Origin of the sequence: Dyella sp. ASV21 (assembly GCF_016428975.1) — a bacterium.
Taxonomy (GTDB): domain Bacteria; phylum Pseudomonadota; class Gammaproteobacteria; order Xanthomonadales; family Rhodanobacteraceae; genus Dyella.
The window spans coordinates 1-12,940 of the sequence record NZ_JAELTT010000007.1 but is presented as its reverse complement, the minus strand read 5'-3'; the positions used below and the strand labels follow the sequence as shown (position 1 = coordinate 12,940).

Sequence of the window (12,940 nt, the reverse complement as noted above, 5' to 3'; positions counted from 1 at the left end):
AGCGCGCGGCGCTGCCGTGTCGAAACGGTTACAGCATGCGCAGCAGTTCCTTCATCAGCGGCAGGCGGCGCACGCGCACCGCGCTGACGCGGAATACGGCATTGGCCAGCGCGGGCGCCGCGGTGGGCATGGCAAGGAAGCTGGCGCCGCTGGGGTCGCGATCGCCCGGTACCAGGATCACTTCGGCGGTATCGGGCAGCTGCGTCATGTTTGCCAGCGGATAGTCCTTCCAGTTGTGCTGCTGCACCTGGCTGTCCTTGTACGTAATGGACAGGTTGAGCGCAGTGGAGAGCGCATCCAGCGTGGCGCCGGCGATCTGCTTTTCCAGGCCGAGCGGATTGATTACGCGACCCACGTCGACCGCGCATACCACGCGCTCGATATTGAGGCGGTCGCTCTGCAAGGATGCCTCCACCGCATGCGCCACGTAGGCACCGTCGATGTGCCAGCACGCAATGCCGAAGCCATTGACCGTGCGCAGCCAGTTCTTCCAGCCAAGGCGATCGGCCACCAGCTGAAGCACATTGGCCAGCCGCGCGGTGTCCAGCGTGCGGCCATCGCCAAGCGCGATGCTGCGCGGTGCGCCGATCAGGCGCTGGCGCGTGATCAACGGGTCTTCCTTCAGCGAGTGGGCGATTTCATCGACGAAGCTCTCGACCGCAAACGCGTTGCTCAGGTGCGGCATGCCGCGAGCGGGACCGCGCGGCATCACCGACGGCAGTGCGTACCAGTCATTGCGCAGGTTGGGCACCAGGCCGGCGGGCAACTGATGCGCATCCACTTCGGACGTCCACAGGCGATTGTCCGGCACGCCGCGCTGCGCCAGCGCGGAGGCACTCGCCATGCGCTGGTTCCAGGTAACGACCTGGCGCTTGCCATCCAGCGTGGCGCTGAATTTGTGCACGCTGGCGGAGCGGTAATAGTCCTGGCCGAGGTCTTCGTCGCGCGTCCACATCAGCTTGACCGGCTTGTCGACCTGTTTGGCCAGCATCACCGCTTCGGCGACGAAGTCGTGGTCCAGGCGACGGCCATAGCCGCCACCGACACGCGGCACGCGGATCTGGATCTGCGCGGGGCCCAGGCCCGTGAGGCGCTGCACCACCTGCCAGGCCTGTTGCGGTGCTTGCGTGGGCACCACCAGGCTGGCGCTGTCCTTGTCCACGCTGACCACGCAGTTCATCGGCTCGCTGGTGGCGTGGGCCAGCCAGGGCTGCACGTAGGTGGCCTCAATGCGACGCGCGGCTTTTTTGCCGGCGGTATCGATATCGCCGTCGTTGCGCACGCGCGTGGTAGGTGCGGCGTCCTTGTCGTTGACCAGGTCCGCCGCCTGTTGTTCGAACCAGGCGCTGCTTTCGCTCTGGCTGCCGGGCTTCCATTGCAGCTTGAGCTTGGCGCGGCCCTGCAGGGCCGCCCAGGTGGTTTCCGCGAGCACGGCGATGGCCGGCGCGCGTACGGTCTGGCCCAGCGGTACGCCGGCCTCCGGCTTGAGGCGTACCACCTTGACCACGCCCTTCACCGCCAGGGTGTCGGTGGTGTCCAGGCTTTCCACGCTGCCATCGGTCCAGGGGCAATGACTGAGCACCGCGATCAGGGCGTCGCCTGCGTAGCTATCGAGGGCGTAGAGGGCTTGGCCGGTAACGATGGCGCGCGCGTCCACATCACCCGCCGGCTGGCCGATCAGGGTGTAGCGATCGGGCGTCTTCAGCGGCACCGGCGTGGCGGGCGGCGCAATCTTCGCGGCGGCCTCGGCCAGCGCGCCAAAACCGAGGCGGCGTCCATCGGGGGCGATGATGTTGCCTTCCTCGCAGCGCAGGCGATCGGCCGGCACGCCGAGCCGTCGTGCGGCGGCCTGCAACAGTAACCAGCGGGCAAGGGCGCCGGCCTGGCGCAGATCCCTCCACGCGGCGGGAATGGAGTCGCCCAGGCCGCTGGTCTGATGACCATAGGCCCAGCGTGGCTTGCCGTTGTCGTCTTCCACGCCCAGGCCCAGCGGCACCACGCTGACGCGGGTCCAGTCGGCATCCATTTCATCGGCGATGATGCGCGGCAATGCGGTGGCGGTGCCGGTGCCGGTATCGGGGTCACGCGCGCCGATGATGACGCTGCCGTCGGCATCGATACGCACATAAGCGCCCAGGCCGTACAACGTATCGCCCAGCAGCGCCGCCGGTACCGGTGCATCCACCGCCTCGGCGAACGGGATACCGATGATCAGTGCGCCCGCGGTGCCAGCCAGCACCTGCAGGAAGCGGCGGCGGGAGAGCTGCGCGGAAGCCTCGTGGCGGGCGCTCATGCGTGGCCTCCATTGGCCACGCGCTTGATCGCACGGCGTACGCGAGTCTGGCAGCCGCAGCGGCACAGGTTGGGCAATTGATCGATATCGTTGTCGCTGGGTTGCGGATGGCGGTTGAGCAGGTCCAGCGATGCCATCAGCCAGCCGGGCGTGCAATAGCCGCAGCCGATCGCATCCTCGTCCACAAAGGCCTGCTGCAGCGGGTGCAATTTGCCGTCGGCCGCTGCCAGCCCTTCCACGGTGGTGACCGACTTGCCGGCCAGTTCGATGACCGGCAGATGGGTGGCGGAAGCGAGCTTGCCGTTCACCAGCACCAGGTCGTAGCCGCCTTCGCCGTGCTCGCCGCTGTACTTGGTGCCGGTCAGGCGCAGCACGTCGCGCAGGTACCACAGCAACGGCATCTGTTCGTCACCCGTGTGACGGTAGGAGCGTCCGTTGATCTCCAGATCGACGCCATCGCGCATCTTCTCGGGCACGATGGTGGTGCCGGTTCGGGGCGTCAGGATCTGGTCTTGCGCGTGCGCCATCGTTGAAAGCCTCCAGTTCTATCTGCCCATTGTGGCATTGCAGGGCATGCCTTAGGAGGTGACGCGGCTGAACAGGCGTCGCCAGATCAGGTACACCGGGATGCCGGCTGCCATGATGAGCAGGCCGATACCGGTATTGACCGGGCTGGCACGCAGGCTCTGCACCATCACCAGCGCGATGGTGGCAATGAAAATCAGTGGCAGCAGCGGGTAGGCCGGCACGCGGAAGCTCGCCTGCGCGCCGTCGTGGCGGCGATACCAGAACAGCGTGCCCACGCCCACGGCGCAGGCCAGCCAGTCGCCAAAGGTGGCGTAGTCGAGGAGTTGACCGTAGCTGCCGGACCACACCAGCACGATGGCCCAGCCGGAGAGCAACAACAGCGCGATGTTCGGCGTGCGGTGTTTCGGGTGCAGCCGGGCCACGCTGCGGAAGAACAGGCCGTCCTCGCCCATCACTTGCAGCACGCGGGCACCCGCCACCAGGGTGATGTTGCAAAAGCCCAGCGCGGAGATGGCTACGCCCACGGCAATCAGCTTGGCTCCCGCCGTACCAAACACGCGCTGCATCACGTCCGCAGCCGGCGCACGGCTGGCGGCGAGGCCGGCGTGGCCGAGCACGGACAAATAAGCCAGATTGACCAGGGCGTAAGCGGCGATCACCAGCAACATGCCAATCAACAGCGCGCGAGGAAGGGTGCGCTGCGGCTCGCTGACCTCGCCAGCAAGGTTATTGAGATAGGTGAATCCGGAGTAGGCAAACAGCACCGGCAGCGCCGCGCCCATGAACCCCACGCCGGCCGTCTGCGGGTCCGTAGCCAGTATGCCCTGGCCCTGCACACCCGCCAGGAACAGCCCGCATACCACGAGCACCGCAACGGCCAGCAGCTTGAGCAGGGTGAACAGGTTCTGCACCTGCGCGCCCAGGCGCAAGCCAAACAGGTTGATCAGCGCCACGAACACCAGCGCGCCGATAGCCAGGCTGGTGGTGGCCGTGGCGGGCAGGCCGAACAGAGCGGTGGCGTAGCTGGCGAAGATGGTGGCGACCGCCGCGGTGGAACCCGAATAGATCACCAGCAGCATGCTCCAGCCGAACAGGAAGCCGGCCAGCGGCCCGAAGGCCTCGCGCAGATACACATAGCTGCCGCCCGCATGCGGGCGCCGGGCGCCCAGTTCCGCGTAGCAGAGTGCGCCGATCAGGGTGAGCAGGCCCGCGCCGATCCACATCAGCAGCAGCGACAAGCCTGACGACGTGCGCATCGCCACCACGTACGGATTGAGAAAGATGCCGCCGCCGATGATGCCGCCGACCACGATCATGGCCGCGTCCAACGGGCGGAGACGGCGCACGTAACCGCCGGGCGTCGAGGTGTCGCTCATGGAACTCTGCAATGCTGGAGATGGGGCGAGCATGGCGGTTGGGCCCGCCCTCAGCAAGCCCTGGCGCCGCTTCGCCAATGAAAAGGGCCGACGTCTGGCGACGCCGGCCCTGGGTTGCACGCGAGCTGTGTTGAGTCAGACCGTTTCGATCAGAACACGCTGAGGAACAAGGCCAGGTTGGTCACGTTGAGCGTGCCGATGCCCGAGCCGGGCTCGTAGCCGGGCGCGCCGTAGTAGAACCAGTTGTCGCCCGAGCGGATATCCCCGAAGGCCGAATACGGCCCGTAGCCGAAGATGTTCTGCAAGGCGTACACCTGCGGATTCCACAAGCCTACGCGACCGTGCGTGGTTTGCGTGATCAGCGCCGAGATGCCGTTGAGCTGCGGCGCCACGAAGCTGGTGCCGCCCTCGCCGGTAAGCAGGCCAGCGCCATCGGTCGAGGATACAAAGCTGTAGCCGGTTTCCGGGTCCGCGTTGAGCGAGATATCCGGCACGTTCCGGCCGCGGTAGTTGGCCGGCAGCGTGTAGTTGATGCCATCCGCCGGTAGCGAGAGCGTCTGGTTCCTTTCGCTGCGCCGGATGCCCTGGGTGAACTGCTGATAGCGCGGCAGCGGCCAGTACACGCTCACGCCGCCGCCGCCGCCCACCGAGAACACATTGGGCAGCAGGTCGATGCCGAGGTTGTTCTGGAAATAGTTGGCGATGTAATCCCAACCCCAGACCGATTCCTTGGTGATCGACGCGGTCGGTCCTTTGCGGAAGCTGTAGGTGAAGGGCACGGTGGTGCCGCCCGCGGTGGTGATGTACGGATCAGAGCCCGGGGCATCCGTAGTGAGCGGCGGGGGCACCGGATCGGTGGGCAGGCCGCCGAGATCGCGCACGGTGTCATAGGCACCCGAATCGCCCGCCGTCGCGAACATGGAAATGCCCTGCGCTGCCGCTTCCAGGAAAACCTGGTGGAACGCGCGCAGTTCGTCGGTAAAGTCCACGCCGCCATTGAGCTGCGGGAAATAGAAGATCTCCGGCGAACCCCAGCTCACCGACAGACTGTCCACCTTGTTGTCGGACACGGCCTGGTTGAAGACGTCGAAGAAGCCCGAGTCGGTGTTGGGCGCGTCGTAGACGATGATGTCGGCCCATGGCGCCAGGCCACCCGACTGCTCCACGTCCAGCGAGGTTTCGCCCGAGCCGGCGGCGCCGCCGAGCTGGCCGCCGCCATCCACGTGCACCTGCTTGATGCGGTTGGGCTTCACCGGAAGGCCGATGGTGCTCCAGTAGGTGTAGGCATCCGCGGGTACGAAGTCCGCCAGGGTGGCGATACCGATGGTGGCGCCGCGACCGTTGATGCCCGCGCGATAGAGCGGGTTGATGTTGTAGCGATTGGCGACGTCGCCCACGGTGAACGCGCCCGGCTTGCAGGTGGCGGTGGCGTTGCCCGGACAGGGATTGCTGGCTGGCGCGGCGGCAGTGGCGCTCTTGGCGAGCGTCTGCGCCTGTGCAAGCGCGGCGGTCGGCTGCGGCGGCTCGATAGCGCTCAAGCGATGCGAGCGATAGCGCGCCTGCGTGCTCAAGCCCGAGGCTACCACCAGCGTGCCCGACAGCGAGGAGGGCAGCGAAGGCGTGGCGTTGGGACGACGGAATGTGCTGCCATCCGCCGCGCGGTAGTCGTGGATGGACGTCTGGAAGGCCTTGTTGAACTGCCCCACCGTGCCGCTCACCTTGATCGCCAGGTGATTGGGCAGCAACTCCAGCTGGGTCAGGCCTTGCTGCTTGACGAAGGCCTGCACCTGCGCGATGTCGCTGGCGCTGGCGCCGAAGCGATCGGCGAACTGGTCGGTGGTAAGGAAGCGGTGGTAGTTCGGATTGCCTTGGGTGACCGTGCTCTCGATGAACTTCTCAAGCGAGTCCTGGTTGCGCAAGCCCAGCACCAGGGTGACGCTCACCTGCTGGTTGGTATCGCTGGGGCCGAGGTCGGAGGGCGAGGCGGCGCCCGCCATCGATACGGTGGTGTAGCCACAAAACAGCAGAGCGAGCGAAGCCGCGAGCGACTTGCGATGCAAGGTCGAGAGCATGTTTTGATTCTCCAGGGTAGAAGCGGCCCGGCGGATGCGTGCGGCGGCGTGGGCAATGCCACCGGACTTCCGGCGAGACAGTGAGCCTTACGACTGATCCATTTCCCCAACATGCGCAGCCCGGCCCCCTGAAATATCCGTGCTGGCGAGACGACCCTACCGGCGAGCGCAAGAATCCGGCAAGTGACTGGATTTGCGCAAAAAAATACGAAATCGTTGCGCTGTCTCAAAATCCTTCCGCATGAAATTGCGGCTATGCCTTTTGGCAGATAAGAATGATGGAAGGGTGTCCCGGTCGTCCGGCGGGTCGCGTGGCCCGGGGGCTGGCGGGCATTTTTTCGGGCTTGAGGCTGGTTTGCGGCACAATAGAAGGGTTGTGCGTCGTTGACAGTCTGTTTTCGGCGCCGTTTCCCCCCGGAGTCGAAGCAGCCGCCATGACCACCATCAAGCAAGACGATTTGATCCAGTCCGTCGCCGACGCCCTGCAGTACATCAGCTACTACCACCCCGTCGACTACATCACCAACCTCGCCGCCGCGTACGAGCGCGAGGAGTCGCCGGCGGCCAAGGACGCGATGGCGCAGATCCTGATCAACTCCCGCATGGCCGCCGAAGGCCATCGCCCGCTGTGCCAGGACACGGGCATCGTCACCGTCTTCCTCAAGGTGGGCATGAACGTGCAGTGGGATGCCACCCTGTCGCTGGAAGACATGGTCAATGAAGGCGTACGCCGCGCCTATAACGATCCGGACAACAAGCTGCGCGCCAGCGTGCTGGCCGATCCGGCCGGCAAGCGCAGCAACACCAAGGACAATACCCCCGCGGTCATCAATGTCTCGATCGTGCCGGGCAACACCGTGGATGTGATCGTGGCCGCCAAGGGTGGCGGCTCGGAGGCCAAGTCCAAATTCGCCATGCTCAACCCGTCCGACTCCATCGTGGACTGGGTACTCAAGACCGTGCCGACCATGGGCGCCGGCTGGTGCCCCCCGGGCATGCTGGGCATCGGCATCGGCGGCACCGCCGAAAAGGCCATGCTGTTGGCCAAGGAAGCACTGATGGAGCCGATCGACATTCAGGATCTGATCGCCCGCGGCCCGAGCAATCGGGCCGAAGAGCTGCGCATCGAACTGTATGAAAAGGTCAACGCGCTGGGCATTGGCGCGCAGGGCCTCGGTGGCCTCACCACCGTGCTCGACATCAAGATCAAGGATTACCCGACCCACGCGGCGAACCTGCCGGTGGCGCTGATTCCCAATTGCGCCGCTACGCGCCACGCCCACTTCACGTTGGATGGCTCCGGCCCGGTCGCACTCGATCCGCCGTCGCTGGAAGACTGGCCCAAGCTCACCTACGACGCCAGCAAGGGTCGTCGCGTGAACCTCGACACGGTGACGGCGGAAGAAGTCGCCAGCTGGAAGCCCGGCGAAGTGCTGCTGCTCAACGGCAAGTTGCTCACCGGTCGCGATGCCGCGCACAAGCGCATGGTGGACATGCTCAACAAGGGCGAGCCGCTGCCGGTGGATTTCAAGGGCCGCTTCATTTACTACGTGGGCCCGGTCGATCCGGTGCGCGACGAAGTGGTGGGCCCTGCCGGCCCCACCACCGCCACCCGCATGGACAAGTTCACCGAGCAGGTGCTCGCGCAGACCGGCCTGCTGGGCATGGTTGGCAAGGCCGAGCGCGGCCCGGCAGCCATCGAGGCGATCAAAAAGCACAAGTCGGTGTACCTGATGGCCGTGGGCGGCGCTGCCTACCTGGTGTCCAAGGCCATCAAGGCCAGCCGCGTGGTGGGCTTTGCCGACCTGGGCATGGAAGCCATCTACGAGTTCGATGTGAAAGACATGCCGGTAACGGTCGCCGTCGACTCCGCCGGTACCTCGGTGCACCAGACCGGTCCCAAGGAATGGCAGGCCCGCATCGGCAAGATCCCCGTGGTGGTGGCGTAACGCCAAGTTGCTCTTTCCCTCTCCCCGCGAGGGGGAGGGCAGAGCGGGGTGCGGTAACCGCACGCACCCCGCCTCGTCATGCCCGCTTTCGCGGGCATGACGGGGCAGGTCGGTGGCAACCGGCCGCCTCCTGAGCATGCGGCGGGTCATCGGTTGAGACGATTCCCATGCGCCAGCGCATTTAGCCATCCAAACGCCGACAGCGCGTGGCGGTTGCATTCCGCCTGCTGCGGCGCAACACTCCAAGATTGTCTTTTCAACCACCACTACCGAAGGTAACCGTGAACCCGCAAAGCCCCGCGTCGCTCCCTGCAGACGCATCCTGGATCGTGATGAAGTTTGGCGGCACCAGTGTCGCCACCCTGCCGCGCTGGCAGAACATTCTGGAGCTGGTAGCCAGCCGCCGCGCCGAAGGCGCCCGCGTGCTCGTTGTCGTTTCGGCGCTCTCCGGCATCACCGACGCACTCAAACAACTGTGCGCACAGGAAGACAAGGGCAAACGCATCGAGGCTGCCAAGGCGATCGCGCAACGTCATTACGACTTGCTCGATCACATGCAGCTGGCGGTTCCGGACACGCTCGGCGCCCGACTGGCCGAACTGGCACAGCTTGCGGAGGATGGTCCTTCGCTGCTGGGCGAGCTGGCCTGGCAGGCCTTGGTGCAGGCACACGGCGAGCTGATGTCCAGCGCGCTGGGCGCGGCTTTCCTGAGTCATAGCGGGCTGCCCACGCAGTGGGTGGATGCGCGCGACTGCCTTAAGGCCATTGCGCTGCCCAACCAGAACGAGCGCACCAAGCTGCTCTCGGCGATGGTGGAGACCAAGCCGGACCCGGCGCTCAACGCGCGCCTGGCCGCGCAGGGCAACGTGTTCATCACGCAAGGCTTTATTGCCCGCGAGGAACTCGGCCGCACGGTGCTGCTCGGTCGCGGCGGTTCGGATACGTCTGCTTCGTACTTTGGCGCATTGCTGAAAGCGCAGCGCGTGGAAATCTGGACCGACGTGGCGGGCATGTTCACCGCCAACCCGCGCCAGGTGCCCAGCGCACGCCTGTTGCAGCGCCTGGATTACGAAGAAGCCCAGGAAATCGCCTCCACCGGCGCCAAGGTGCTGCATCCGCGCTGTCTGTCGCCGCTGCGCGAGCCGCGCGTGCCGCTGCTGATCAAGGACACCAACCGGCCTGAGCTCGATGGCACCCTGATCGGTCCGGAAGTGCGTGAGCATGCCCCCAGCGTCAAGGCCATCAGCGCACGCAAGGGCATCACCCTGGTGTCGATGGAATCGGTGGGCATGTGGCAGCAGGTCGGCTTCCTGGCCGACGTATTCGCCAACTTCAAGCAGCACGGCCTGTCGGTGGACATGATCGGCTCGGCCGAAACCAACGTCACGGTGTCGTTGGACCCCACCGAAAACCTGCTCGATTCCGACGCGCTCGCCGCGCTGGCGAGCGATCTGGCCAAGGTATGTCGCGTCAAGGTGATCGCGCCGTGCGCGGCCATCACGCTGGTCGGTCGCGGCATGCGCTCCATGCTGCACACGCTGTCCACCGTGCTGGCGGAGTTCGGTCAGTTGCGCGTGCACATGATTTCGCAGTCCTCCAACAACCTCAATCTCACCTTCGTGGTGGATGAGAACGTGGTGGACGAATTGCTGCCGCACCTGCACGAACTGCTGATTACCGCCGGTGCCCTGCGCACGGACGACAGTGCGCTGTTCGGTCCGAGTTGGCAGGCCCTGTATGGCAGCGGTGAAGTGCTGCCGCCGGCCGCCTCGTGGTGGCGCCAGGAGCGTCGCGACGAGCTTTTGAAGATCGGAGCGCAAAGCACCCCGCGCTACGTCTATCACCTGCCCACCGTGCGCCAACAGGCGCGCGAGCTGAAATCGCTGGCGGCGGTGGATCGCCTGCACTACGCGGTGAAGGCCAATACGCACCCGGCCATCCTCAAGGCATTGGCCGAAGAAGGTTTCGGTTTCGAGTGCGTGTCGCCGGGCGAGCTGAAGGCGGTGATGGCGGTGGTGCCCGAATCAGCGCCGCTACTGTTCACGCCCAACTTCGCGCCGCGCGAAGATTACGCCTGGGCGCTCACCACGCGCGCCACGCTCTCGCTGGATTCGCTGTACCAGTTGGAGCAGTGGGGCGAGTTGTTCCGTGGTCGCGAAGTGGTGCTGCGCCTGGACTTGGGTCGCGGCCTGGGGCATCACGAAAAGGTGCGCACGGGTGGCAGCGGCAGCAAGTTCGGCCTGCCGGTGGAGCAACTGGACGCTTTCCTGCGTCTGGCCGATACCCATGGCGTGACCGTGCGAGGCCTGCACGCCCACCTGGGCTCGGGCATTCTCGATGACGGGCACTGGGGCGAGGTCTACGGCCAGTTGGCGAGCATTGCCGAACGCATCGGCAGCATCAGCTTCCTGGACATCGGCGGTGGCCTTGGCGTGCCCTCGCATCCGGGCGAGGCGCGGCTGGACATAGCCGCGCTCGACAAAGTGCTGCGCGAGGTCAAGGCGGCGTATCCGCACTACAAGCTGTGGATGGAGCCGGGCCGCTACCTGGTGGCCGATGCCGGCGTGTTGCTCACCAAGGTCACGCAAACCAAGGGCAAGGGCAATGGCCAGATCCGCTACCTGGGCGTGGACACGGGCATGAACAGCCTGATCCGCCCGGCGCTGTACGAAGCCTGGCACGAAATCGTGAACCTTAGCCGCCTCGACGAGCCGGCCACCTCGCTGTTCCAGGTGGTGGGCCCGATCTGCGAAAGCGGCGACGTGCTCGGCACCGATCGCCGCCTGCCGGAGCCGCAGGAAGGCGACGTGATGCTGGTGGCCCAGGCGGGTGCATACGGCAAGGTCATGTCCTCGCCGTACAACCTGCGCGATGAGGCGGAAGAGATCATCCTGGCGTAAAGCTTCCCTCCCTCTCCCCTGCGGGGGAGAGGGTCGGGGAGAGTCCCGGAAAGGGCGGGAGGGCAGGTGCTCGCGAAGCCGCTCCACAGGACGGTTCGAAATGAAACGCCTCGAAGCTGGCCTGGTCATGGAAATGGACGGCGGTCGGCATGGCGCGCAGATGATTTATGACGAAGGGCGCACGAGAAAGCTCCAGCAACAGGGTTATCGCGTGCCGCGTTTCTGGAACAATGACGTACTGAACAACGTGGAAGGCGTGCTCGAGGTGATTTTGGAGGCCTTGGCCAGCCCGGCCCCTCACCCCCGCCCTCTCCCCGCATGGGAGAGGGAGTAGCGTCGACGGAGACTTGAGAGTGACAACCAACATCAACCCCCGCCTGACCCAGGTATTCCGCTTCGTGCGTTGCAGCTACGCCGATGGCGTGGCGGAGCTGGTGTACGCCTTCGATCATGGCGAGGAGCTGATCGAGCGCGTGCGCTTTCCCCATGCGCCCGCGTTGCCCGGCACGCACCAGGCTGCCTTTGACCAGGCGCTGAAACTGCTTCACCTCATCGCTGGCGTCAGTTACTACAAGGCCGGTGTGCCACCGCGTATCGAGGTAGTCGGTGGTCCGCTGGATGGCAGCACCGCCGACCTGCTCGATGCGCTCTACCTGCATGGGCTGGCCGAGTTTGCGTACCGCAACGGGTTGGATCTGCGCGGTCGTATTGCATTCCCGCGTGGTGGCGACGTGCTGCCCGAGGCGCACGCGCTCAACCTGCCGCACCGCACCCTGGTGCCGATCGGTGGCGGCAAGGATTCGCTGGTGGCGGTGGAAGCAATCAAATCCATCGGCGGCGAAGCCACTGCCGTGTGGGTAGGCAATTCGCCGCTGATCGCCGCTTGCGCCGAACGCACCGGCTTGCCCACGCTCAACATCCAGCGCGAGCTGGCCCCGGGCCTGTTCGAGCTCAATCGCCTGGGCGCCTGGAACGGCCACATTCCGGTGACGGCGGTGAATTCGGCGATCCTGGCGGTGGCGGCGATTCTCTACGGTTACGACAGCATCGCCTTCGCCAACGAGCGCTCCGCATCGGCGGCGACGTTGGAGTACGACGGCCAGCAGGTCAACCACCAGTGGAGCAAGGGCTATACCTTTGAGCAATTGCTGGGCGATTGGCTGCATCAGCACGTGGCGGCGGACCTTACCTACTGCTCGCTGCTGCGGCCGTATTCCGAACTGGCGGTAACGCGCGCCTTCGCCAGGCTCACGCCGTACTTCGACGTGTTCTCCAGCTGCAACCGCAACTTCAAACTGCTCGGCCCCAAGCCGGCGGACCGCTGGTGCGGGCAGTGTCCCAAGTGCCACTTCGTGTTCCTGGCGCTGGCGCCGTTCCTGGCCAAGCCGCGCTTGCTGTCCATCTTCGGGCGCAACCTGCTGGACGACGAGAACCTTGCGCCGGGCTTCGATGCGCTGCTGGAATATCAGGACCACAAGCCGTTCGAGTGCGTGGGCGAGGGCGCCGAAGCGCGTGCGGCCATGTACGCGTTGAGCGAGCGCTCGGAATGGCAGGAAGACGCCCTGGTATCGCGCTTCCGTAGCGAGATCCTGCCGCAACTCCATGTCGCCGAGCTGGCACTGGAGCCCTGGTTGCAGCCGGCGGGCGAGCATCGCATCCCGGCACGGCTGCAGCGGGCCTTGGCGTTCTTCGCGTGATCGACACCCCGGCGTTGCGCATCGCCGATCTTGCCGGACGCCGCGTCGCGGTGTGGGGCTTCGGGCGCGAAGGCAAGGCGGCCATCGCGGCTATCCGTGCTCGTTTACCGCAACTCGCGCTTACG

Annotated in this window: 8 protein-coding genes; 4 read left to right on the top strand and 4 right to left on the bottom strand. The window is 65.8% G+C overall.

Annotated elements, in window-relative coordinates; genetic code table 11:
* Positions 1-28: 28 nt before the first annotated feature.
* The 4 genes from JHD67_RS03980 to JHD67_RS03965 form a co-directional block, all read right to left on the bottom strand.
* Positions 29-2,293, bottom strand: a complete 2,265-nt coding sequence (locus JHD67_RS03980; protein ID WP_199097544.1) for a molybdopterin cofactor-binding domain-containing protein — start codon at positions 2,291-2,293, stop codon at positions 29-31.
* Entirely contained in the window at positions 2,290-2,820 is a 531-nt protein-coding gene (locus JHD67_RS03975; protein ID WP_199097542.1) for a (2Fe-2S)-binding protein, read from the bottom strand. Before JHD67_RS03975 ends, JHD67_RS03980 begins: the two co-directional genes overlap by 4 nt.
* Before the next feature lie 51 nt (positions 2,821-2,871).
* A complete protein-coding gene (locus JHD67_RS03970; RefSeq protein WP_199097540.1) occupies positions 2,872-4,197 on the bottom strand; it encodes an amino acid permease in 1,326 nt (441 codons plus the stop codon).
* Positions 4,198-4,346: 149 nt separating this feature from the next.
* A complete protein-coding gene (locus tag JHD67_RS03965; RefSeq protein ID WP_199097538.1) occupies positions 4,347-6,269 on the bottom strand; it encodes a S53 family peptidase in 1,923 nt (640 codons plus the stop codon).
* 434 nt (positions 6,270-6,703) lie between these two features.
* Here JHD67_RS03965 and JHD67_RS03960 point away from each other — a divergent pair, with 434 nt between their 5' ends.
* From JHD67_RS03960 to murL, 4 genes are all read left to right on the top strand, one after another.
* On the top strand, positions 6,704-8,218 hold the full coding sequence (locus tag JHD67_RS03960) for a fumarate hydratase (protein WP_199097536.1): 1,515 nt from the start codon (positions 6,704-6,706) through the stop codon (positions 8,216-8,218).
* 281 nt (positions 8,219-8,499) lie between these two features.
* Positions 8,500-11,118 carry a bifunctional aspartate kinase/diaminopimelate decarboxylase gene (locus tag JHD67_RS03955; RefSeq protein ID WP_343214298.1) on the top strand — a complete coding sequence of 873 codons (2,619 nt, stop codon included), beginning with the start codon at positions 8,500-8,502 and terminating at the stop codon, positions 11,116-11,118.
* 100 nt (positions 11,119-11,218) lie between these two features.
* The gene (locus tag JHD67_RS22265) at positions 11,219-11,452 is read left to right on the top strand and encodes a DUF559 domain-containing protein (protein ID WP_233171624.1); all 234 of its coding nucleotides are present in this window, start codon (positions 11,219-11,221) and stop codon (positions 11,450-11,452) included.
* A gap of 19 nt (positions 11,453-11,471) precedes the next feature.
* A complete protein-coding gene (gene murL / locus JHD67_RS03945) occupies positions 11,472-12,815 on the top strand; it encodes a UDP-N-acetyl-alpha-D-muramoyl-L-alanyl-L-glutamate epimerase (protein ID WP_199097532.1) in 1,344 nt (447 codons plus the stop codon).
* Positions 12,816-12,940 lie beyond the last annotated feature (125 nt).

Bases quoted from the DNA above. Each gene is read 5' to 3' on its own strand.
- JHD67_RS03980 (WP_199097544.1), bottom strand. From the start codon at position 2,293: ATGAGCGCCCGCCACGAGGCTTCCGCGCAGCTCTCCCGCCGCCGCTTC.
- JHD67_RS03965 (WP_199097538.1), bottom strand. From the start codon at position 6,269: ATGCTCTCGACCTTGCATCGCAAGTCGCTCGCGGCTTCGCTCGCTCTG.
- JHD67_RS03960 (WP_199097536.1), top strand. From the start codon at position 6,704: ATGACCACCATCAAGCAAGACGATTTGATCCAGTCCGTCGCCGACGCC.
- JHD67_RS03970 (WP_199097540.1), bottom strand. From the start codon at position 4,197: ATGAGCGACACCTCGACGCCCGGCGGTTACGTGCGCCGTCTCCGCCCG.
- JHD67_RS03975 (WP_199097542.1), bottom strand. From the start codon at position 2,820: ATGGCGCACGCGCAAGACCAGATCCTGACGCCCCGAACCGGCACCACC.
- JHD67_RS22265 (WP_233171624.1), top strand. From the start codon at position 11,219: ATGAAACGCCTCGAAGCTGGCCTGGTCATGGAAATGGACGGCGGTCGG.